The sequence below is a fragment of the Lactobacillus sp. M0393 genome, assembly GCF_016102025.1.
GTDB lineage: Bacteria > Bacillota > Bacilli > Lactobacillales > Lactobacillaceae > Lactobacillus > Lactobacillus melliventris.
The window spans coordinates 1-23,181 of record NZ_JACFPK010000002.1; the positions used below are offsets into that span (position 1 = coordinate 1).

General features: G+C 35.3%; 24 protein-coding genes. 16 read left to right on the forward strand and 8 right to left on the reverse strand.

Annotated features, from left to right (window positions below; translation table 11 throughout):
* A partial coding sequence (locus H3R29_RS01350; protein ID WP_198203119.1) for a hypothetical protein occupies window positions 1-226 on the reverse strand: 226 nt, incomplete at its 3' end.
* Window positions 227-609: 383 nt separating this feature from the next.
* Between H3R29_RS01350 and glmS the strand changes: the two genes are divergently transcribed.
* The 7 genes from glmS to H3R29_RS01385 all read left to right on the forward strand — a co-directional run bounded on the left by glmS (window position 610) and on the right by H3R29_RS01385 (window position 8,174).
* Window positions 610-2,421 (forward strand): glutamine--fructose-6-phosphate transaminase (isomerizing), encoded by a 1,812-nt coding sequence (gene glmS / locus H3R29_RS01355; RefSeq protein ID WP_198203118.1) that lies wholly within the window; start codon window positions 610-612, stop codon window positions 2,419-2,421.
* Between the two features lie 114 nt (window positions 2,422-2,535).
* Window positions 2,536-3,351, forward strand: coding sequence for a Cof-type HAD-IIB family hydrolase (locus H3R29_RS01360; protein ID WP_198203117.1), 816 nt, complete (start codon window positions 2,536-2,538; stop codon window positions 3,349-3,351).
* A 24-nt stretch (window positions 3,352-3,375) separates the two neighbouring features.
* Entirely contained in the window at window positions 3,376-3,813 is a 438-nt protein-coding gene (locus H3R29_RS01365; protein WP_046324646.1) for a CopY/TcrY family copper transport repressor, read from the forward strand.
* Between the two features lie 35 nt (window positions 3,814-3,848).
* Entirely contained in the window at window positions 3,849-4,559 is a 711-nt protein-coding gene (locus H3R29_RS01370) for a hypothetical protein (RefSeq protein ID WP_046324647.1), read from the forward strand.
* A gap of 132 nt (window positions 4,560-4,691) precedes the next feature.
* Complete coding sequence (locus H3R29_RS01375; protein ID WP_198203116.1) at window positions 4,692-6,215, forward strand: glycosyltransferase; 1,524 nt, start codon at window positions 4,692-4,694, stop codon at window positions 6,213-6,215.
* Window positions 6,216-6,346: 131 nt separating this feature from the next.
* Window positions 6,347-7,744 (forward strand): DHA2 family efflux MFS transporter permease subunit, encoded by a 1,398-nt coding sequence (locus H3R29_RS01380; RefSeq protein WP_198203115.1) that lies wholly within the window; start codon window positions 6,347-6,349, stop codon window positions 7,742-7,744.
* A gap of 4 nt (window positions 7,745-7,748) precedes the next feature.
* Window positions 7,749-8,174 carry a MarR family winged helix-turn-helix transcriptional regulator gene (locus tag H3R29_RS01385; protein WP_110445897.1) on the forward strand — a complete coding sequence of 142 codons (426 nt, stop codon included), beginning with the start codon at window positions 7,749-7,751 and terminating at the stop codon, window positions 8,172-8,174.
* A 58-nt stretch (window positions 8,175-8,232) separates the two neighbouring features.
* Here H3R29_RS01385 and H3R29_RS01390 read toward each other — a convergent pair whose 3' ends face one another.
* The gene (locus tag H3R29_RS01390) at window positions 8,233-9,378 is read right to left on the reverse strand and encodes an IMP dehydrogenase (protein WP_198203114.1); all 1,146 of its coding nucleotides are present in this window, start codon (window positions 9,376-9,378) and stop codon (window positions 8,233-8,235) included.
* Between the two features lie 337 nt (window positions 9,379-9,715).
* On the opposite strand from H3R29_RS01390, the gene H3R29_RS09170 reads away from it, so the two are divergent.
* The 9 genes from H3R29_RS09170 to H3R29_RS01425 all read left to right on the forward strand — a co-directional run bounded on the left by H3R29_RS09170 (window position 9,716) and on the right by H3R29_RS01425 (window position 16,239).
* Complete coding sequence (locus tag H3R29_RS09170; protein ID WP_255524979.1) at window positions 9,716-9,907, forward strand: hypothetical protein; 192 nt, start codon at window positions 9,716-9,718, stop codon at window positions 9,905-9,907.
* Between the two features lie 52 nt (window positions 9,908-9,959).
* Window positions 9,960-10,298: a hypothetical protein gene (locus tag H3R29_RS09175; protein WP_255524980.1), complete on the forward strand. Its 339-nt coding sequence runs from the start codon at window positions 9,960-9,962 to the stop codon at window positions 10,296-10,298.
* Window positions 10,279-10,707, forward strand: coding sequence for a hypothetical protein (locus H3R29_RS09180; protein WP_265666812.1), 429 nt, complete (start codon window positions 10,279-10,281; stop codon window positions 10,705-10,707). Before H3R29_RS09175 ends, H3R29_RS09180 begins: the two co-directional genes overlap by 20 nt.
* A gap of 241 nt (window positions 10,708-10,948) precedes the next feature.
* A complete protein-coding gene (locus H3R29_RS01400) occupies window positions 10,949-11,932 on the forward strand; it encodes an ATP-binding cassette domain-containing protein (protein WP_198203113.1) in 984 nt (327 codons plus the stop codon).
* A complete protein-coding gene (locus H3R29_RS01405; RefSeq protein ID WP_232352191.1) occupies window positions 11,929-12,726 on the forward strand; it encodes an ABC-2 family transporter protein in 798 nt (265 codons plus the stop codon). The genes H3R29_RS01400 and H3R29_RS01405 overlap by 4 nt, the downstream gene beginning before the upstream one ends.
* A 2-nt stretch (window positions 12,727-12,728) precedes the next feature.
* The gene (locus tag H3R29_RS01410) at window positions 12,729-13,511 is read left to right on the forward strand and encodes an ABC transporter permease (RefSeq protein WP_198203112.1); all 783 of its coding nucleotides are present in this window, start codon (window positions 12,729-12,731) and stop codon (window positions 13,509-13,511) included.
* Between the two features lie 99 nt (window positions 13,512-13,610).
* A complete protein-coding gene (locus H3R29_RS01415) occupies window positions 13,611-13,814 on the forward strand; it encodes a hypothetical protein (protein ID WP_198203111.1) in 204 nt (67 codons plus the stop codon).
* A 129-nt stretch (window positions 13,815-13,943) separates the two neighbouring features.
* Window positions 13,944-14,318: a cupredoxin domain-containing protein gene (locus tag H3R29_RS01420; RefSeq protein WP_370567401.1), complete on the forward strand. Its 375-nt coding sequence runs from the start codon at window positions 13,944-13,946 to the stop codon at window positions 14,316-14,318.
* 13 nt (window positions 14,319-14,331) lie between these two features.
* Window positions 14,332-16,239 (forward strand): copper-translocating P-type ATPase, encoded by a 1,908-nt coding sequence (locus H3R29_RS01425; RefSeq protein ID WP_198203110.1) that lies wholly within the window; start codon window positions 14,332-14,334, stop codon window positions 16,237-16,239.
* 62 nt (window positions 16,240-16,301) lie between these two features.
* Here the strand turns inward: H3R29_RS01425 and H3R29_RS01430 are convergent, their stop codons facing one another.
* The 6 genes from H3R29_RS01430 to H3R29_RS01455 all read right to left on the reverse strand — a co-directional run bounded on the left by H3R29_RS01430 (window position 16,302) and on the right by H3R29_RS01455 (window position 23,074).
* Entirely contained in the window at window positions 16,302-17,021 is a 720-nt protein-coding gene (locus H3R29_RS01430) for an antibiotic transporter permease (protein ID WP_198203109.1), read from the reverse strand.
* Window positions 17,021-17,752 (reverse strand): multidrug ABC transporter permease, encoded by a 732-nt coding sequence (locus H3R29_RS01435; RefSeq protein ID WP_198203108.1) that lies wholly within the window; start codon window positions 17,750-17,752, stop codon window positions 17,021-17,023. Before H3R29_RS01435 ends, H3R29_RS01430 begins: the two co-directional genes overlap by 1 nt.
* Before the next feature lie 2 nt (window positions 17,753-17,754).
* Window positions 17,755-18,519, reverse strand: a complete 765-nt coding sequence (locus H3R29_RS01440) for an ABC transporter ATP-binding protein (protein WP_198203107.1) — start codon at window positions 18,517-18,519, stop codon at window positions 17,755-17,757.
* Window positions 18,520-18,708: 189 nt separating this feature from the next.
* A complete protein-coding gene (locus H3R29_RS01445; protein ID WP_198203106.1) occupies window positions 18,709-21,501 on the reverse strand; it encodes an ABC transporter permease in 2,793 nt (930 codons plus the stop codon).
* A gap of 12 nt (window positions 21,502-21,513) precedes the next feature.
* Window positions 21,514-22,215 (reverse strand): ABC transporter ATP-binding protein, encoded by a 702-nt coding sequence (locus H3R29_RS01450; protein ID WP_046324661.1) that lies wholly within the window; start codon window positions 22,213-22,215, stop codon window positions 21,514-21,516.
* A 46-nt stretch (window positions 22,216-22,261) separates the two neighbouring features.
* On the reverse strand, window positions 22,262-23,074 hold the full coding sequence (locus H3R29_RS01455; RefSeq protein WP_198203105.1) for a Cof-type HAD-IIB family hydrolase: 813 nt from the start codon (window positions 23,072-23,074) through the stop codon (window positions 22,262-22,264).
* Between the last annotated feature and the right edge of the window lie 107 nt (window positions 23,075-23,181).

The window sequence follows — 23,181 nt, forward strand, 5'->3', positions numbered from 1 at the left end:
AAGCACCCTTTTTTAGCAGCCCATTCGTTTTAAGATAAGAATATTTTTTCTTACCCTTTTTGTTATAAACACGAGTCTTATGATTCAAGGTTAGCTTGCCTTGCTCAGAATTTACATTTGATGTAGTAGTTTGAGCTTGAGCAATATTAGTCGTAGTAGCTGCTATTGATGCTATTGTCAATATTCCAGCTACTAAGCTAATAAACAAATTTTTGTTAATTTTCATTGTAATTACCCCTTTATCCTTAAATTCTAATAGCTAGCTATTAAATTGTCTATTAAGAATGATAACTTTACGTAAAACAAAAAAGATAGCAAGAAGCCCGCTTTTTTTCTGAATAATACTTAAATATCACTTTTGCATTTTACACAACAGCTTAAGCATATGCTTATTTAAATGTATAACTGTTTAACTGGCCTCCATTTAAGATTTTCATCACTTATTTGGGCAAACTTTTGTGTTAGTAATAGTAATTTTACATTATTGTATAGACCAATTTTTAAAATATTGCTTGACCAATTTATTAAAAAAGGCTAATATTCCATACGTAAGTTGAATTAACTAATTAATCCAAATTAATTATTTTTACTAGACCAAAGGAGAAGAATATGTGTGGAATTGTTGGCATAGTTGGAAAGTCTGCTAGAGAAATTGTTTTAAATGGGTTGTCTAAGCTTGAATATCGCGGATATGATTCTGCAGGAATTTACCTCAATGATTTGGCAGGAAAAGAATATTTAACTAAAACTGCTGGTCGTATTGAGGACTTGAAGAACAAAATGACTCCAGAAGAGCAGGGTATGATTGGAATTGGTCATACTCGTTGGGCAACACATGGTAAGCCCACTGAAACTAATGCTCATCCCCAATTTGATGAAACTGAACGCTTTTATCTGGTTCATAATGGCGTAATTGAAAATTACCAAGAAATAAAAAAGCAATACTTAAATGATGTTACCTTTAAGTCTGACACTGATACCGAGGTAATAGTTCAATTAGTTAGTAAATTTGCTCGTGAAAAAAATGAAGATGCCTTTACGGCTCTAAAGCAGGCTCTACAAGTGATTAAGGGATCATATGCTCTTTTATTAATAGACAATCAGAATCCAAATCATATTTTTATTGCTAAAAATAAATCTCCTTTGATGCTGGGACTGGGTAATGGCTTTAACGTTATCGCATCTGATGCCTTATCGGTATTGGATCAAACCAAAACTTTCGTTGATTTACAAGATGGTGAGGTTGGAGACATTACTCAAAATGGGTATCAGCTTGAAACTATTGCTGGTCAAAAGGTTGATCATCAGCACTATGAGTTAAATATTGATGAAAATGCTGCTTCTAAGGGCACTTATGAATTTTACATGCTTAAAGAAATTTGTGAGCAGCCGAGTGTTTTACGGCACTTAGATCAACATTATCTTGATCAAACTGGTGACCCTAAAGTAGATGCTAAAATTATTAATGCTCTATCTCAGACAGATAGACTGTATATCTTTGCTGCTGGTACCAGTTATCATGCGGGCTTAATTGGTAAACAACTTTTTGAAAAGCTGACTAAGATTCCAACTGAAGTAGGATTTGCATCTGAAGCAGGTTACCATTTTCCAATGATGTCAAAACACCCATTCTTTATTTTCTTATCGCAATCAGGTGAAACGGCTGATTCACGCGTTGTCTTGCAACAAGCGATTAAACGTGGTATTCCTAGTCTAACTTTGACGAATGTTCCCAATTCTACTTTAGCGCGCGAAGCTAATTATGCCATGTCACTTGAAGCTGGGCCCGAAATTGCTGTAGCTTCAACTAAAGCTTATACTGCCCAAGTTGCCGTTCAAGCTATAGTTGCCAAGGCATTAGGAGAAAAATTAGATGTTAAAGATGCTGCAGCTTTTGACTTGAAAAAGAATTTCGCTTTAGCTGCAGAAGGAATTGAACAAGTGATTTCCAGTCAAGCCAAAATAGAGCAACTAGCACAAAAAGATTTAATACCTAGTCGAAATGCATTTTATATTGGCAGGGGTATTGATTATCCGGTCGCTTTGGAAGCTGCCCTTAAGCTTAAAGAAGTATCTTATATTCAAACAGAAGGTTTTGCGGCAGCAGAATTAAAGCATGGCACAATTTCATTGATTGAAAAAGGCACGCCTGTAGTCGCTTTAATTAATGACCCTGTTACGGCAGATTTGATGCGGGGAAACATTCAGGAGGTAATTGCACGTGGAGCAACTGTTATTACTATTGCGCGTAAATCATTAGCTAAACCTAGCGATGATATTGTTTTACCTGAAGTTAATTATTATCTTTCGCCACTTGTTAGTGTAGTAGCAGCACAATTATTTGCATATTTTGCAGCTAAAGATAAAGGACTAGATGTTGATAAGCCGCGTAATTTGGCGAAAAGCGTTACTGTAGAATAAACTTTTTGAGTTTCTGTTTTGTTTTAAAAGAGAATATTTTTTGAAAAAGTCGTAAGTAATTACGACTTTTTGTATAATAAAGAAGATAGTGAAAAAGTGTAGGAGGATATTATTTTGGCAATAAAATTGATTGCGGTTGATTTAGATGGTACTTTACTTACTACTTCTAAACAAATTTCACCAGAAACTGAAAGGGTACTGAAACAAGCTGACAGTCAGGGCATTAAGGTGGTTTTAGCCACAGGTCGACCATTGTCTGGTACAATTGAATTTAATAAACAATTAGGTTTACAAGGCGCAAGACAATATGACATTGTTTTCAATGGTGCAGTAATTCAGGATCTGGCGGGAAATATTTTAATGAATGAAGAAATGAACTACCGTGATTTCTCTAATATGCGTCGCTTGCAAAGATTAGCCCATGTCAACCTTCATTTTGAAACTCCTGAGTGTTACTGGACATGTGATCGTGATATAGGAGTAAATTTAGCTAGAAATGCTACCTATAATAAAAATGTGATTAAAGTGAGGAAAGCAGAAGAAATACCACAAGATTTTACTTTTAATAAAGTGGGGCTTAGTGTTCTTGATGATGAACGTGAAGTTGATAAATTGTGGAATAATATCCCTCAATGGGCCTTTGCCAAGTATGATATTGTCCGCAGCTTTTCTTCTATTGTTGAAATTAACATTAAAGATGCTTCTAAGGGTAATGCAGTCCAGCAATTAGCCGAGAGACTGAAAATTAAGTCAAGTCAAGTTATGGTTTTTGGCGATCAGGGCAACGATATTTCGATGTTTACTAATCCTGATTTCAAAAAAGTAGCCATGGGTAATGCTGTGGGAATGATCAAAGACAATTCAGATTATGTGACTGCAGATAATGACAATGATGGAATTGCCAAAGCACTAAAAAAGTTTGTTCTGTAGTAAAATAAAACTAGGTTGATTATTATGGTAGAAAAAAATAAAGAACATAATATTTCCGAAGCTGAGTGGGAAGTTATGAGAATAGTGTGGACTTTAGGAGAAATTCACACTGGTGATGTGATTCAGCAACTGCAAGCAAAAAAGGATTGGTCTGAGTCAACTATTAAAACTCTGATGGGTCGCTTAGTCAAAAAGGGTCTGCTAAAAACCCGTAAGGACGGTCGCCGTTTTGTATACTCCGCTACTGTTACGCAGATAGAGATGATGATTCAAGTCACTAATGAAATGATGTGTCACATGTGTGATATGCATAAAGGTAAGGTAATGATAGCAATTCTGAAGGATATGCCTCTTTCTCAAGGTGATATTACCCAGATTGAAAAAGAACTTGCTCTAAAAAAGGAGCATGCTCCTGAAATGGTTAATTGTAACTGTCTGGCTTCGGGTCAACATGTCTGTTAGATTAAACAGTTAATGTTTTTTAGGAGGTTAATTAAATGAGAAAATTCGCTAGTATTTTGTTACGGCTAATTTTTGTTGCAGCGGTTGGTGTTTCCGGTTTTCTAATGATAGAGTCCCCGATAACAGTGAATGTGCAAAATGTTCGTGGCCTGGCTCAAACAGTGATCAAAAAGAGTGTTAACAATACAGGTGACTCAAGACTAAAGAGTACATTGAAACTGGCTAAGGACTTTGGTGTTGAAGACAAAATTCTCGAACAATTACCTAAAAAATATCATCATGATATGTCTTATACCAGTTTGTACAATTTAGGTGCAAGTTACCAGGAAAATGGTGAAGTGACGGCTAAAAGTTTATCTTTTCCAGAGAATAATGATGTGCAAAAAGCAGTTAGCAAATTGTTACTAAACAAAATTAACGACGGTTTGAAAGAAAACCAGAATCAGGTTAATCAAAGTATCACTATTTTCCATTATTGCTTTTTTGCCGCAATACTAATTTTTATCCTATCCGCTTTGTTAATATTATTTGGTAAATATTGGGCTGCAATTATTTTGTTAATTGCATCTGTGGGATCCTTTGGAGCATTACAATTCTTAGCTAACCAATTAGTACAATGGCTGGAAAGTAATGTTGCTCAAGGAATTTCGTTAACTGTTTCTCCAGTGCTGTGGGCAGGATTGGCAGTAGGTGTAATAACAGCATTGATTTGGCCATTAGTTTTAAAGCTAACAAAAAAAGAATAAAATATTAATTTTAAAATTAAGCATTACCTAAAAAATTAGGTTAATGCTTATTTATTTTAACGTAACGTAAATACTTATTAAATGTGTGCTAAAATTAATAGTGATTTGAATGTATAAATAAAGGACAAATTAATGTACTACTTTTTAAACAATAGATTAGACGCAAATAGTTCAGGGATAGAGCACGCAGAAGTAAAAAGATTAATGCTTTTTAAACGCAATCACGTTAAGGCAAAAATTGTTATGTCAGAGTTTAATCGCTTTGCACATCGTAATTTAACTTTATATGGCATGACTGATGATGATTATGTCAATATGTTTGACTTCTTTGCCGGTACGGTAAAGTTTGCTAGTCGCGTTGTCACGATAAAAGATTTACCGATACCAAACTTTAATAAGGTGAAGAAAATCAATAATGGTTATGAAGTGTACGAAGACAATCGTAAAACCATGACTATTAATATGTTGCCTAATGGTAGTGTGGACACGATTAAATATTATAACGGAGATGTCAACTGCATTAAGCAGGACTTTTATGATACTCGTGGGTTTAAAAGCCTAACACAAATTTATGATACAGTGGATGGACATTTAGTCTGTGAATTGTTTTTCCGTCCCGACAATACCATATATTACGAGATTTCATATGAAAAAAGACCGAATTCATATCCAGCAACTAACATTCAATTGACTGATATTCAAGGTGTTGTACACTCACTTATGAATAGTGGTCAAGCCTTTACTATTATGCTTGATGAATTAAACCAGCAGGATGGGGATGAAAGGTCAACCTTTATCTCTGATCGCAGTAATATTACCAACGTGCCAATGATTAATATGAAAACGCCTGCCAGAAAAATCGAACATTTTCATAATATTCACTTCAGAGACTACTGGGATCCTTCTTCACCTCTTACTTACAACTCAATTTCTAATAACGAATTACTCAGTAAAACCGACTTAGTAGTCACTCCTGGAAAACATCAAGCGGATGACATGCGTGAAAGACTAAGAACGCAAGTGCCGATAGTAGCTATACCTGTGGGAATAGTACCAGATGAGCAGTTATATGCAGAGCATATCCCAATGAGCGAGCGTATAAAAGGAAAAATAATAATTGTAGCTCGTTTATTCCATGAAAAACGAATTGATGACGCGATCAAAGCCTTTAATCAAGCTTATCAAAATAATGATACGCTTACTCTAGATATTTATGGTTATGGCAATGGCGCGGATAATTTCAAAGAAGAAAACATGCTAAAGAAGCTGGTGCGAGATCTCAAGTTGGAAAATGTAGTTCACTTTATGGGTTACACCCAAGATATGGATTATGTCTATGACAATGCTCAACTTTCAATTCTTTCTTCAAGATACGAAGGAGCTCCGCTTTCAATAGTTGAAGCTCAATCACACGGCGTTCCGGTATTTGCATATGATATCAATTATGGTCCAGCAGACTTAATTGCTGATGGTCAGAGCGGTTTTGTCTTGCCAAGTGGTCATATAGATGACTTAGCAGCTAAAATTAGTGAATTCTTTGCTAGTCCAAAATTACGCAGGAAAATGAATGAGGGTGCTTATCAAAATGCTAAGCGCTTTTCCAGTGATAATGTTTGGCGTTACTGGCAAAAATATGTGATTAATACAGATAAATAAATAGCATTTAAAAAGTCACTTTGAAATTCAAGGTGGTTTTTCTTTGCTTTTAATTTATTGCATTTCAAAAAAATGTGAGTTACTATGGTTATTTAGTTAGCTTGCTAACTAAATAACCAGGAGGAATTCGAATGGAAAGAAAATTAGATGCAAAATTAATTTGTTCAATTTTCGCAGCTGGACTGATGTCATTTTCAGGTGTGCTAATTGAAACGGCAGGGAACGTTACTTTTCCAGTTTTAATGAATGATTTTCATGTTAATATGGCCACAGTACAATGGATGACAACAGGCTATTTACTGGTTGCTTCCATTATTATGCCGCTATCGGCATATTTAAAAAGAAACTTTAGTTCGAAAAAGCTGTTTGTAACAGCCGCTTCTTTATTTATTTGCGGATTGGTGATCGACGCAGTTGCTAACCAATTTATTTTTTTAGTTATTGGTCGCGTAATTCAGGGCGCGGGCGCAGGAATAGCTATTCCCTTAATGTTTAATATCATTTTGGAAAGGACACCGCTTGATAAACTCGGCCTCCTTATGGGAATAGGAACAATGATTACTGCTGTAGCTCCAGCTTTAGGACCAAGTTTTGGCGGGTTGGTTGTTAATAATTTAGGCTGGCGTTATATTTTTATCTTTATTATCCCCGTGATGGTAATATCTTTGATCATGGGCTTAACTTCAATAACAAGTCAAACCGAGAGCATTAAGCATACTACGCTTGATACTACCGGCTTTCTGAGCATTGCTTTAACGTTTATTGGTTTAATTTTTGCTTTTAGCAACTTGTCTAAAATTTTACAAAAACCGTTCATGTTTGTTTTACCTTTAGCATTAGGAATAATCAGTTTAATCATTTTTATTAAGCACTCATTGAAAACTACTAATCCATTGATTAATATTCGTGTTTTTAAAAACATCAGATTCACTCAAGGAATTACAGCCTACTTTATTTTCCAGGTAAATACCTTGGGTTTGTCTTTCATCTTGCCTAATTATGTCCAAATTGTCAACCATTCTACTGCGATGACTGCGGGGCTATTACTACTAACCGGTGGGCTCGTAGGAGCAATTATGTCACCAATTAGTGGTAGGTTACTTGATAACTATGGACCAAAAAAGCCAATTATGACTGGAGCTGTTTTTGAAATAATTGGTGGCATATTATATTGTTTATTTGCTTCATCGTTAACCTCTGGCAAGATAATCTTGTTTTATACCATTACGATGCTGGGAATAGGTTTAGTAATGGGTGATACTATGACGGCTTCTATTGGTCAACTTGACGAAAAAGAAAGTACTGATGGTAACGGTCTGTTCAATATGGCACAGCAATTTGCTGGTGCGGTTGGCACTGCAGTTATTTCAGCCATCATGCAATTCGTAGAGCAGATGAGTAGTCAAAATTCTACTTCTGGAAAATACATTGATGCCTCACAAGTCGGTCTAATTTTTATTCTAATTATTGTCCTTATTGGTGTATACTTACTTTATCAGGCTACAAAACCAGTAAAAGCAAAGGAATGAAATAATGAAAAGATTAGGATTGGCATTGCAGAGAGTACAAAATACGTTTAACCGCAACGCTGATCACTATGCCAGAAAAATAGGTCTAACTGGAACGCAAATGTTGATTATCGAATACTTATCTTCCTTTGCCCAAAATAAGCCAATTTATCAAAAAGACATTGAGCATGAATTCAATATTAGAAAGTCAACGGCTACCAATGTTTTACATTTAATGGCAGAAAAAGACCTAATTACGAAAAAAGTCGATCCACATGACACTCGATTAAAAGCAATCATCCTAACCCCTAAAGCTGTTAATTTAGAACAAAAAATTTCTAACTATGTTTTTCAGTCTGAGAATAGTTATGCTGCAATTCTTGGAACTGAAACTAAAAATGAGTTAGTAGAGAATTTACAGAAACTGAATGACGCTATTTCGGAAAAATAGGATAAATTAAAAACTAGTTATTGTTTTGAGGCAATAACTAGTTTTTTCTTAATTTTTATTATCTTTCGTAATTAGGTGCTTTCTTGGTAATTTGCACGTCATGTGGGTGAGATTCTCGTAAACCAGCATTAGTAATTTTGACAAATTGTGCATTTTCTCGTAAGTCAGCAATTGTAGCGGCACCGACATAACCCATGCCCGAGCGCAGACCGCCAATAATCTGGAAGACAATATCAGAAACATCACCTTTATATTCAACGCGTGCTTCTACGCCTTCAGGTACTAACTTGTTAGCCTCGTTTACTCCGCCTTGGAAATATCTGTCTGAAGAGCCATGAGCTTGGGCCATTGCACCGACAGAACCCATTCCGCGATAAGTCTTAAATTTGTGACCGTCACTTTCGAAAATTTCGCCCGGTGCCTCAGTAGTCCCTGAAAGCATGCTACCAAGCATAACAGCATTACCACCAGCAGCTAGAGCCTTCACAATATCACCGGAATACTTCATACCACCATCGGCAATTATTGGTTTGTGGTATTCTCTAGCAGCTGTAGCCGCATCATAAATTGCAGTAATTTGTGGGACTCCAACACCAGCTACGACACGTGTGGTGCAAATAGAACCCGGCCCAATTCCAACTTTGACAATATCAACACCTGAATCGAAGAGTGCTCTAGCAGCATCACCAGTAGCGATATTGCCGGCAATAAGGGTAATATCAGGGAAATGTGCCCTAATTTCTTTTATCTTACGTAAAACTCCAGCTGAATGACCATGTGCAGTGTCAATGACAATTGCGTCTGCTCCCTTTTCTATAAGTGCTTCAGCCCGTTCAAATGTATCACTGGTAACGCCAATAGCAGCTGCAACCAGTAAGTGGTTGTGATCATCAACAGCGGCTTTCGTAATATTACTTGGGACAACAACATTTTTGACATTTGCTACTTCTCCAGCTTGAGCGGTGATTGACATATTTTTATGGATCACTCCTAAGCCGCCTTGCAGTGCAATAGCTATGGCCATTGCACCTTCAGTCACAGTGTCCATTCCCGCGCTTATTATAGGAATATTTAGTTTAAGATTAGGTGCCAGTTGAGTATGTAAATCTACTTCATTGGGTAATACGTGGCTTTCGGCTGGAATTAATAAAACATCATCAAAAGTTAGACCTTCTTTAACAAATTTTGTTGTCCAATTTGACATTTAATGCACTCTCCTTTTTAAAATTATTAAAGTTAAATTGATTACACTTTACTAGTGATTTTGATCTTGGTCAAGATAAAATTATCGATCGTATTGTTAAAATTATAGTATTTCTATCGCAGTATTTCAATGTAAAAGTCGAACAAAAGTACAATATAAATAGTTATTGTAAGTTAAAAATAAAAATGTTATTATTTTTAATATTGATTTGTAGCTATATAAAAGCTTTAATGACAAAGAATGTAATTAAAATTCGCTTAAAATGTTCGTGTTTAGTGTGATTTTGTTAATGAGAAAAAGATGATTCAAAAAATTATCTCGTAAGTTTGTTGACGGATTGCCTAAGGCTGAACTGCATGTTCATATAGAGGGAACTCTAGAAGCAGAAATGGAATTTGCCATCGCTAAGAGAAACCAGATTGATATCGGTACTAAGACTCCAGCGGATATTGACCGGAATTATGGAATAGGATTGCCAGAATTTTTAAAGGCATACTATAAAGAAAGGGATGCAGGTTTTGTGGACTAACAAGATTTCTATGATTTAACTGCAGCTTTTTTGTGCAAAGAAGCTGACAGCAATGTTAAGCACCTTGAATTGTTTTTGGATCCTCAAGCACACTAGTAGAGGAATCCGTTTTGATACAGTAATTGAGGTCATTCATGAAGAGATTGTTGATGCAGCACCATTAGACATTGATGTCCAGTTAATAATGTGCTTTTTAAGAGAATATTCACAAGAATCAGCAATGCCAACTTTAAAAGAAGCTGAGCCATATCATAAAAAGGGCTGGATATTAGGTGTTGGTCTTGATTCAGATGAGCATCATAATCCACCGTTGAAGTTTATGCTGGTTTTTGCTAAGGCCCGAGCTCAAGGTTACTATTTAACAATGCATTGTGATCTCCCACCAAGTTGATTCAGTTGATCATATCAAACAAGCTTTAGAAATTATTACGGTGGATCGTTTGGATCATGGCTTAAATATAGTTGAAAATGCGGATTTAATGACTTTTTTAACAGACCAAAAAATTGGTATTACAGCATGCCCCATGGCTTATTTTTATACCCGCAACGTTATGGAACAGGAGGCTATTAATAAGCTTTTTAATTGCGGTGCATTGATTAGTTTTAATTCCGATGATCCGGCTTATAAGGGTAGTAATTATATTAATGATGTTTACTATAAATTTGCCCAAAAGTGCGATTGGAGTGAAAAAGAACTGATTCGAATAGCACAAAATTCATTTAAAACATTTTGGATCAGTCAGCAGGAAAAAGAAAGCTATCTTGCCCAAATAGATGAATATATCTCAAGTAAAAGGTGATATTTCTAAATAGAAAATATATTTTGTGCCAAAAATTAAATTATATTTAAAAACTGCTAAAAATGTGGTAGAATTTATCTAATTGTTGCTGATTTAAAAATTATAAGTAATAAGGTTAAACCAATGACAGTTTCTAAATGTATGATGATAGGTGTTCAAAACTTAAAGCAATTTTGTAAAAAGGATTGTCCTTTTAAAAATTGCTTTTTTGTGCTGGCTAGATAACTAAATGAGGTCAAAAATGAACGAAAATGCGATTGAAGTTCATAATCTTTCTAAGGATTATTTTATTAGCAGCAGGGGTGAAAACTGGCGTGCAGTTGTTAAAAATATTTTTAAGCCTGAAAAGACGGCAGTGCAAGCAGTAAAATCGCTCAATTTTACTATCAAGAACGGTGAAAAAGTTGGCTTTATTGGCAAAAATGGGGCAGGTAAGACCACGACCATTAAGATGCTGACTGGAACCTTGTTTCCATCAGCTGGAACTTGTAGGGTAAATGGCTATGATCCTACAAAAAGGATAAATGATTTCAAAAAGTCAATCTCAGTCGTTATGGGAAATAGATCGCAACTTTTTCCTGATTTAACCCCTAGAGATTATTTGAAATTATTGCAGTCAATGTACGATATACCAGAAGAAATTTTTAAAAAAACGGTCAATGATCTGGCTCAGATATTAAATGTAACTTCAAAATTAGATGTACAAACCCGCAAATTATCACTGGGAGAACGAATGAAAGTAGAATTTCTGGCCGGCGTAGCAACTAGACCAAAAATACTCTTTTTAGATGAACCGACTATTGGCTTAGACGTTTTGGCAAAAAGGGATATACGCAAGTTTTTGTTAAGGCTAAATCAGGAAGAAAGATTGACTGTCTTTCTTACCTCTCATGATATGGAAGATATTGCCACTATCTGTGATCACCTGATCATTGTAAATAGCGGTCAGATAATGTGGGATGGACCAAAAACAGATTTATTAGAGAGGTTTAATCAGAATAAATATATTACTTTTATTAAATCGGAGAACTTCAACGAAAGTAAATTGGGCGCCAAGATTATTGATCAGGATGATTTGACCGTGACAATTAAAGTTCCTGTAGAAAAGGTAGATGACCAAATCGCTCAGTTGGCACGGGATAATCAAGGCTCCGACTATCAAATAAATGACCTGAAACTTGAAGATATTATCTTAGAGCTATTTGCTGAGGAGAAAGAAAAATGATAAAAACCTATTTTTCAGTAAGCAAGATCTCATTGAAGTCTATATTAGCCAATAAGAGCAGCGTCATAATTTTGCTTTTGCAGGCACTGGTACCAAGTTTAGTGATGTTTTATTTATGGTCTTTGATATTGAATCATGGTCAAACTATTGGTGGTTTTAGCAAAAATCAAATGGTAATTTATTATATTGGGGTTAATTTTATTAATTCTTTTGTATGGTATGCAGTTGACTGGGAATTGAATGATGATATCCATTCAGGAGAATTGTCTAATATCATCCATAGACCAATTACAATTGAAAAATATTATTTTGCTAAAATGCTGGGCGATAGACTGGCAAATTTAATTTTGCTTGCTCCGATTTTAATTATTGGATTTGTCTATATAGTTGCGCGTAATTTAATTCATATTTCTTTACTCGTGCTACTTGAATTTGCATTTAGTTTAATTATGGCAGCCATATTATGGTTTCTTTTTTCTTATATTATTGGTAGTGTAGCGTACTGGTTTGACAATCTTTTCTTTGTTTTACTGGTAAAAGAAGTTGTAGTCAATCTGCTGGCAGGCTTTTACTTTCCTTTAGAAATTTTGCCGCCTTTTTTGGTAAAAATAATTAAACTACTGCCTTTTCAATATTTCAGCTCTTTTCCAATTGATACGCTTGTTAAAGCATTACCATCAAATATATGGCTTAAAAACACAATCATTGAAATTGTATGGATGATAGTTTTTTATTTAATAGTAAAAATAGTCAATAAAGAAGGGCTTCAGAGATACTCTGATGTAATGGGTTGATTATGAAAAGTAAACTTAAAGTAGTCAAATCGTTAATTAAAATTGCCTTTTTGCAAACCATTAGTTTCAGGTTAGACACATTGTTTGGGATAATCTCTTCTATATTGTGGTTAGGCATTCCTATAGCCTTTTTTAAGGTAATTTATCTAAATGTTGATACTATCGGTGGTTGGACTTACAAAGAATGTCTGTTGTTGGTTGGCGTTTATACTATGCTTGACGGCTTCTTAATGGCTTTCTTGGTCAAATCAATGCCTAAAATGGAAAAAGACATTAGAGAAGGAACCTTAGATTCAATTTTGTTAAAACCAATTAACGCTAAGGTATATTACTTTTTTAGTGCAATTGAATTTACACAATTAATTAATTCGGTGCTGGGACTATTTGTAATTATTTATGCATGTCAGGGTATAAGTGTTAATATAGGCCAGGTGTTGTTCTTTTTGCTTTCTTGCGTTTTTGGCTGCATTTTATACTATTCTCTTTGGTATTTGTGGACAATTTCGGCATTTTGGTTTCCAACAAATTTTGGCAGAAATGATTTATTTTTAAGTATGATACAAATGAGTCGCTATCCTGCAAGTATTTATCGGGGACTGGGTAATATTATTTTTAATTTCATCCTGCCTTTTGGACTAATTGCTTGTCCTGCTACAATTATTTTAATAAGGCCACGGCAATGGCAAATAATGTTATTGCAACTTTTGATAGCCTTAGTATTCTTATTTTTAGACCATTGGATATGGAATTTAGGCTTGAAGAAATATAATGGAGCAGGTAGATAAAAAGAATTATGAATTTGAATTAAATACTTGCATAGCTATAGAGGCTTTTCTAAAATAATCCTGTTAGTTTTATTTAGAATATAGGAAATGGGATAGACTTTGAAAGACGAACTTCTTACAATTAGTTTAAATGATACAGTAGTAAAAGCAGCTAAAGCTAACCTGGAAAATTATGGACTTTCTGTAGCAAAGTATCTGCAGTTAATGCTGTTTTTGGCCGCAGATAATAAGGCCGAACTTAAGCAAATAATGGTGGACAAAAATGATCTGACTCAATGGTTAAAGCGATTAGATGCCGATTAATAATGAAACTTACTGATATTTTCAGTAAGTTTTTTTTAAGCATTTATGTTTACAACTGTAAATATATCATCTATACTTAAAATAGTTTACAGATGTAGACATAAAATACAACTTCAATTAGGAGGAATTATCGTGATTAGAATTATTATTTTATGCTTAGGAGTCGCACTTATCGTTTTTATCGCATGGTGGTTCTTTGGTAAGCACAATGTTGCCACAGAAAATGCATCTGTTAATTCGAATAAACAAAGTGTTGATATCGTGGTCAAAGGCGGATATTCTCCGGAAAAAGTTATTTTAGAAAGGGGAATACCGGCTACCTTAAACTTTAAAAGAACTGATTCTTCCAGTTGTTTAGATCATGTTATCTTCTCAGATTTTGGTATAAATCAAAAATTGCCTCAAGGTAAAACAGAGCCGATTAAAATAGATACATCAAAACCTGGCGAATACGAGTGGGCATGCAGTATGAATATGTTTCATGGTAAGGTTATTGTCAAATAGTTAGGGTAAAACAATGAAGATCACAACACGTTTTTGGACGTCGCTAATATTATCACTACCAATGCTAATTGAAATGATCATCCATCCTTTTACTGGCTGGATGTTGCCTGGCGGTGAATGGACCATGTTAATTTTTACTACGATTATTATGGTGATTTCAGCTGGTCCATTTGTTTCCAGTGCTTGGTCTGCGTTTAAAAAACACCATTCGAACATGGACACTCTGGTTGCTTTAGGGACATCAATAACTTATCTTTATAGCATTTATGCCATGTCCACCGGTAAACCCGTATTTTTCGAAAGTGCGGCTTTAGTCATTACTTTTGTTTTACTAGGGCAGGTTTTAGAAGAAAAAATGCGGTCTACTGCTTCAAATGCTATGGGAAAGTTACTTAATTTAGGCGCAAAAGATGCTCTGGTTAAAAAAGGTGATCATTTTGTCAGTACTCCCATCACTCAGGTAGTTAAGGGCGACTTAATTCAAGTGATGCCTGGACAAAAAGTTCCAGTAGATGGCAAAATTGTTTCCGGCAATTCCAGTGTTGACGAATCTATGGTAACTGGTGAAAGCATGCCGGTTAAAAAGATTAGTGGCGACCAAGTTATTGGGGCAACAATTAATCAAACAGGTTCATTTGTAATGGAAGCTCAAAAAGTTGGCAATGATACCATGTTGGCTCAAATAGTGGCTATAGTAAAAAAGGCGCAGAACAGTCATGCGCCAATTCAAAAATTAACCGATAAAGTTGCCAATATTTTTGTTCCTACTGTTTTGATTATTGCAATTCTAACTTTTTTAGTTTGGTATATTTTTCTCGGTAAAAATATTGCAACTGCTTTAGTTTTTGCTGTTGCAGTAATGGTGATTGCCTGTCCTTGTGCTTTGGGTCTGGCTACCCCAACAGCCTTAATGGTAGGAACTGGTCGTGGTGCCAAAATGGGCATTTTAATCAAAAACGGCGAAATTTTAGAGGCTGCAAACAGCATTGATACTATAGTTTTTGATAAAACGGGAACGATTACCAAAGGTCAACCACAAGTAACAGATATTGTTGGTGATAGAAAAATTGTTTTACAATTGGCAGCCAGTTTAGAGAAATTGTCTGAACATCCTCTCGCTCCAGCTATCTTAGCTGCGGCTAAAAAGGAAAAGTTGCAGTTAAAAACGGTAGAAAATTTTACTGTAATTGAAGGATGGGGTGTCACTGGTAAAATTTCTGGTACAAATGTTGCGGTCGGCAGCCCCAAAAAGCATAAAGAAATTAAAATTGCTCCAGATTTAGAAGAGCAAATAGTGGCATTGCAAAATGAGGCAAAAACGGTAGTGTCTGTTGTTCAAGATAATCAAGTGCTGGGTCTAATTGCAATTCAAGATGCACCTAAAGAAAACGCCAAAAAAGCAATTTCCGATTTACATCAATTAGGACTTAAAACGGTTATGCTCACCGGTGATAATCAGCAGGTAGCTGCGGCGATTGCAAAGCAGGTTGGTATTGATCAGATAATAGCTGAAGTTTTACCAGTTGATAAAGCTGATACCATTAAAAAGTTGCAGGAAAAACATCATGTCGCCTTTGTTGGTGATGGAATCAACGATGCGCCAGCTCTAACCCAAGCAGACGTAGGAATTGCCATGGGTTCCGGTACCGATGTCGCCATCGATGCAGGTGGCATCGTATTAATTAAAAACGATTTGGAAGATGTTGTCCGGGCTTTAAAGCTAAGCCGCAAGACTTTTAATAGGATAAAATTAAATCTGTTCTGGGCTTTCATTTATAATGTACTGGGGATTCCAGTAGCCGCTGGTTTATTTGCAGGTGTGGGTCTCACACTTAGTCCGGAAATAGCAGGATTAGCTATGGCCTTTAGTTCACTATCAGTTGTTATCAGTTCGGTTTTATTAGGAAAAGCCAAAATATAGTATTTTAAAAGTAAAAGGGCAGTTGAATTACATTCAACCGCTCTTTTTTTACTGTGTGAACTTTAATAATGATGTTTTCCTTTGGCTAAAACAGGCTTGATTTGAATAATATAAGCAAAAATACCAATAATAAGCCAAATGAGGGTAATAAATACGCTATAAGCTAGGTTAGCACCACCTGTTTTAATATAAGTAACTGGTTCTGCAAAAGGAAATAATAAAGCAATTGCTTTTAACCAATCAGGATAAGCTGAAATTACCACTAGTACTCCTGATATTAATTGGGCTAAACTACTAAAAATATTCTCCAAAAAATAAGGATCATTCATTTGCCAGGAAATAGCCCAAGATACAAAACCTAAAGCGCAACCATAAATACATGAAAGTGGTAGCATAAGTAAAGCTCGTCCAATAATGACTAAGGGCGCACCTACTAAGTACAATAGAAAGAGGTTAATTAGTGCTAAAGTGCAGCCTATAATAATGGCAACAATGCACTTAGTAAGCCAATATCTGATACTGAAAGGTCTTTTGGCAATTAACTCAAAGTCAATCTTTAAATTAGCATCGGTAATCACAGCAGAACAAAATGTTTCAAGGGCAAGTACCGCCGCGTCCATTGCAATGGAGCTAATGGCAACATCCCAATTAAATTGATTAGAATACTGCATATTAATTAATACTAACAGGGCTAGATTAATCATTGGCGTGATGAAAAAGTAGGTCAGCTTTGTCCGCCAATTATTCAGAAATGAAAGGCTCGAGAACTGTGTAGCAAACATTAGATAATTTTCAGAGCTCCTTTCCTTCTTACCAGGTCGTTAATTTTTCTGACAATAACCACAATTAATACAATCCAAAGAAGTAAACTGCAGAAATAAGAAGACCAGTTGAGGCTTTTATTATGGGATAAAGCAGCAATTGGTGACGTGATTGGGATAAACCATTGTGACACATTGGTTAATGGCCCTAAAACTGTATCATTGCCGAATAATCCTGCTAATAGTAATATCGGAGTTCCGATTAAACTCTCATAGACCATTGCGTTTGGTGACAGAGTTAGAAAAGATGAAATTAAGATGCCCATTACTGCACAACCGACCCACATTAGCAAAATTAATAAAATAATGTAAAGCGAAACTGTACCAGTAGCTGCTCCTAAAATTTTTGCCAGAATAAATGCAATCGGAAACGAAAATAGACCATAGGTGGATGCAGGCAAAAGCAAGGTAATTAACGAAGCTCTTTCATCGTACTGGCTGTTTAATAAATATGGCAGCGTTCCTTTGTAACGTTCGAAACTGATGCAACCGGCAACGGTTGTACAAGAAGTCCACATTCCAAAAATACCGCTTTGAAGCCATATTTGTGTATTATTCAAATTATGTGTAGCATACGCCATAATATATTGCATTAAGAAGATAGAAGTAGTACTTGTGATCGTCAACCAGACAAAATATTGATCTGAAAGATAATCTTTAACATGAAAGAGGAAGAGACGAATAAAACGCATTTTTATTTCCTCCTTAATTTAGGTGCTAAAGCTAAGTAGGCTTCTTCTAAATTTTTAGGTTTTTGGTTTATCTCTTTTTCGGCTAAGCCAAAAACAGCATTGATGGTGCCGGTAAAAAATACTTTCCCTGCACCTAAAATGACTATCCGTTTAGCCAATTTTTCAACTTCGGACATTGTATAACTGGTTAATAAAATACTTATACCCGAGTCAGACAAATTTTTAATTGTCTTCTGCACACTTTGTGCAATTTCAACATCAAGACCACTTGTGGGTTCATCCAAGAGTAATAAATTAGGATTATTGAGCAAAGAGCGTGCTATATGCAGTCTTTGCGTCATTCCTTTAGAAAATTCTCCCACTTTTTTATTGGCAACATTCAGAAGGTCAACAATTGACAGAACACGTTCGATTTCTTTGTTCTGCTTGCGGAAGGGAACCTTTGCCAAGTCCGCAAAAAATTGCAAATTTTGCTTGGCTGTAGCGTTACGGTAAAAACCTAAATCACCACCAAAAGAAACACCAATGTTTGGTCTCTTTCGTGCAGTGGTAATATCTTGACCATTTAAAATCACATGGCCGGAAGTAGGGATTAAATAACCGCCAATGATTGAGACAATAGTAGTTTTTCCAGCACCATTAGGACCTAAAAGCGCCAGTATCTCTCCTTGGTCAATTGTAAAAGAAACATCATCTAAAGCTTGAAATTCCTGCTTTTTATCTTTATAGGTTTCTTTTAAATGTTTAACTTGTAAAATATTATTCAATTTTTTCTCCAAAATTAATTTGTAGTAACTTTATCATTTAAAAAGGAAGGATGATAAATATTTCGTATACAGGTTAATTTGAAGATCTTTTCATGAACATTAAATCTAATAAGAAAAGTATAGCACAACTTTATTTATTTTTTAATTTATTATGAATAAAAAAACCTGCTCCTTGCGAGCAGATTTTAGTTAATCAACCGATTTTAAAGCTTCTAACATATCGAGGTCTTTTAACTTTTTATTAACGATAAAACCTAAAATGATAGTGATCACACCAATTACACCTAATGGCCACAGAAAACTTGGAGCAGATAATGCCGGATTAAACATAACATTGTCAGGTGGAACAACATAAAGAATGTAGCGATAGAGCAAATCACCAGTTAAATAGCCAACCAATATACCAATGCCTGTTAAAAGAATGGTTTCGCGATAAATATACATTGTTACTTCATTATCATAGAATCCTAAAACTTTGATTGTTGAAAGTTCCCGTATTCTTTCAGCAATGTTGATATTAGTTAAATTATATTGAATTACGATTGCCAAAAGTCCAGCGACTACTATTAGCACCAGCATAATCAAATTTAAGGATTGAACCACGACATCCAGCTCTTGACTAACAGCCGTGTTTTGTACAACACCAGCCACTCCGGCTAGAGCCATAAATTGGGCGGCTATATTTCTAGTGTTTTTGCGACTAGGATTGTTTAAGTTAACTAAATAGGCGTTAGATTTAAAATTGCGCTTAAAGATATCCTGATATTGAGTTTTATTCATGAAGACAAAGTGTCCCATGTACATTTCTGTAATACCAGCTACTTTCATTCTTCTAGACTTATTATCTTTGTCCGTGAGCGTTAGATATCCGCCTTTGCTTACTTTAAGCAGAGTTGCCAACCGTTCCGATATGATAACTCCATTATTAGTTAAATGCAGAGTCTGCTTGGTTTTCCGATTAGTCAAATGAACGTAATCTTTTAATACCTTGTCAGAAGACGGTGCAATTAACGTAATGTCTTGGGTGTCACCGGTTTTACCAGCAATTTTAGACATAGATTCGTAATAAATTGGAGTCTCCGATTTAATATTGTTTTCGTTTAACTTATTATTTAGAGTCTTTTGCTGGTTAACTGAAATACCAGGCTTTTGGGCGACAATCATGTTGTAATGAATTAGATCGTTGAACTGCCTGTTATTCATGTTAGTAATTGAATTTTTGACAGCGAAACCTGCAAAAAGCATAGTAGCAGCACCACAAACGCCAAAGATGGTCATCAGCATGCGTTTCTTATAACGAAAAATATTACGAGCAGTAACTTTATGGGTAAAACTGAGATGGTTCCAAATGAAAGGAATTTTTTCCAAAAGGATTGTGGATCCGGCAGCCGGAGCTTTTGGTAACAATAGGGCAGCTGGCTTTTCTCTAAATTCATTCTTCGCAGTTAAATATGCCGGTAAAACTGAACTAATCCAAGACAATAGGAGAGCTACCAGACTGATCTGCCAGTGAAAGTGTAATTCAATTGGTGGGATCGTTAATGACTTGTAATATGCATGATAAACAATCTGCGGCATCAAAGTATGGCCTAAATAAACTCCTAAAATGGTACCGATGGTACCTGAGATGAAGCCATATGCAAGAAACTTATTGATAATGACATAATCATCATAACCAAGTGCTTTCATTGTGCCGGAATTTATTCTTTCTTCGTCGATAAAGCGATTCATGGTAGTAAATGTAACTAGAGCGGCAACAAAATAGAGAAAAATCGGGAATACTTTTGCTAAATCTTCAACTACTTGTGCTACAGTTGTATAAACTAAATTTCCTTCACCACCAGGAACTTCTCGCCGGTTATAAACGCTATAACTGGGAAGAGCTAATTTATTTAATTGCCTTTTCGCCTTGTTAATTTGCTCTTTGCCAGTTTTTATCTTTTTGGTTGTATCACGCGATTTTTGCGCAAATACTTTTTTCTCTTGTTGGAGTTTTTGCTCACCAGCAGCTATTTCTCGTTCAGCTCGCTCTAATTGAGCCTGGGCAGCTGGTGGCAATTTTATACCAGCAGCTTTAGCTTGAGCTACTTTTGCATTTAATTTTTCTTTTTGACTGGCTAATTGCTTTTCGGCAGCGTTAATTTGATGACTGGCAGCATTTAATTTTTGTTCAGCTTCATGAATCTTCTTTTCTTGCGGCACAAGTTTTTTGCCAGCAGCAGAAAGAATCCTTGCTTTTCTTTGATGGGCAGTATTTTTTAAATCATCCTGTAAAACTCTTTTATGATTCTTAACCTTGCTGGTATAAGTCTTGCCATAAGAATCAAGCCCCCTCAAATCTTTATATCTTAAGTTGGCAGTCGTATAAACAGTATGGTTAAAAGCGTTAGGATCGACAACTGCATAACCTTTCAGTTCCCCTGTGCCGCTATTACTTTGGCCTAAATTGACATTGGATAAAATTTGACTAGAGCGCACAAAGCCCACAATTTTAAAACTTTTTCGTTTTAATAGAGTCGTACCTAAAACATTTTTCTTTTCAGTAAAAGTGATTTTTTGACCAATTTGATATTTATTAGAATAATGGTCTGCTAAAGCAATTTCGTTTGACTTAGTGGGTAGGTGACCTTTACGAACTTCATATTTGCCCACAGAATTGGGCTTAGAAAAAATGCGAAAACTTTCCTGACTGTTTTTGATTACAGTATCTGTCATATAACCAAATTCAACAGCCTGCAGACCCTTAGTTTTCTTGATTTTTTGCGTATCTTTATGATCTAAGCCGTAATTGCAAATAACCGTTAAATCAGCAGTATTTAGCTTTTGTGCATAATGATTGCCAGTATCGCGCATATCTGGGCCAGTAACCATTAAACCAACTAAAGCAAAGGCACCGATCATCATGAGTCCCATGATAGAAATAAATTGCCCCTTGGTATGCTTAATTGATCGCCAAAAATCTTTTAGAATAACTTTATTCATGATGAGCCTTTTCTACCATTTAACATTTGCAACACTATCTGGATGTGAATTTTCTTCAATTTGCGTGACCTTACCATCATGGAAATGAATTACCCGGTTAGCAAGAGGAGCCAGAGCACTATTATGTGTAACTATAACTACTGTAGTTCCGTTATTGCGGCTCATATTAATAATCGTTTGTAAAACACTTTTTCCCGTTTGGTAATCAAGTGCACCAGTGGGCTCGTCGCAAAGTAGAATTTTGGGATTTTTGGCTATCGCCCGAGCGATTGCTACTCTTTGCTGTTCACCACCAGATAATTCTGCCGGAAAATTATTAATGCGGTTTTTGAGACCAACATCAACCAAAGTTTTTACCGGATCAAGTGCGTCAGGAACGATTTCTGATGCCAGCTCAACGTTTTCTCTTGCTGTGAGGTTTTGAATTAAGTTATAAAATTGAAATACAAAGCCAATATCAGTCCGGCGGTAACTTGTCAGCTGCCGCTTATTATATTTAGCAATATTATTACCATCGATAATGACATCACCGGAACTGTTAGTATCCATTCCACCTAAAATATTTAGAATAGTTGACTTACCAGCACCGGATGCACCCAAAATAATGGCCAGTTCACCTTTTTCAACAGTAAAACTAACATCATTATTAGCTAATATTTCTGTATCTCCTGTATGGTAACGCTTAAAGTTGTGTCGTACATCAATATAACTCATGAAAATTTGTCCTTATCATTTTTAAAACAATATTCATATTCTTATTCTAATCTAAATAGCTCTCTAATACTTGCAATACGCCCATTTCGTTATTAGACGGTGCCTCATATTTAGCAATTTTTTTAAGGTCTTCATGTCCATTTTTCATTGCATAACTATATCCCGCTAATTCGATCATTTCTTGATCGTTTAAACCATCGCCAAAAGCAATTAATTCTTCAGGTTTAACATTAAAATAACGCAGGAAATATTTTAAACCCTGTCCCTTATTAACTCCACTCGGCATTACATCTATATTATTAAAACCACTGGTAGTACAATGAATTCTTTCTGGATTTGTCTGATTGAATTTTAGTTCTAATTCGTGTGCAAGTTCAGAAGAGCATTCTAAGGTCAATTTGGTTAGGCTATCACTTGTTGGAATATTAATAAGATCGCCAATTTCACAGGCGTTAGGATAAAAATAATGCATCAAATTTTTAAAGTTACTTAATGCCTTTTTACTCAGATATGAGTTGTTCAAGCCACTGGCAGCAATTTGAACATAAGGATAATTGGTTTGAATAAAATTAATTAATTTTATGCCAGTTTTATAAGTAAACACATGGCGAACTATTATTTGATTGTCTTTAGTTAAAATTGAACCATTATCAGCGACAATATCAATCCGATCTAAAAATTCATAAAAATCTTGACGTAAACGTGATAATGGTCTGCCACTGGAGACGATAAAGTGGATGTGTCTTTGACGCAATTTAGTTAAGACTTTTTCGAAGCGCTCATGATCAAACTGTTTTTCATCATTTTCAAAGGTTCCATCCATGTCAACGGCTACAGCTTTAAAGGGAATATTGTTCATTTAGATCTCCTTAATTTATTTCAGTCACTACTATTATATAGTAGATATTTGGATATTTTAACCAATGTGGGAGAAATAATGTTGAGTACTGCTATTTTTAACTAAAT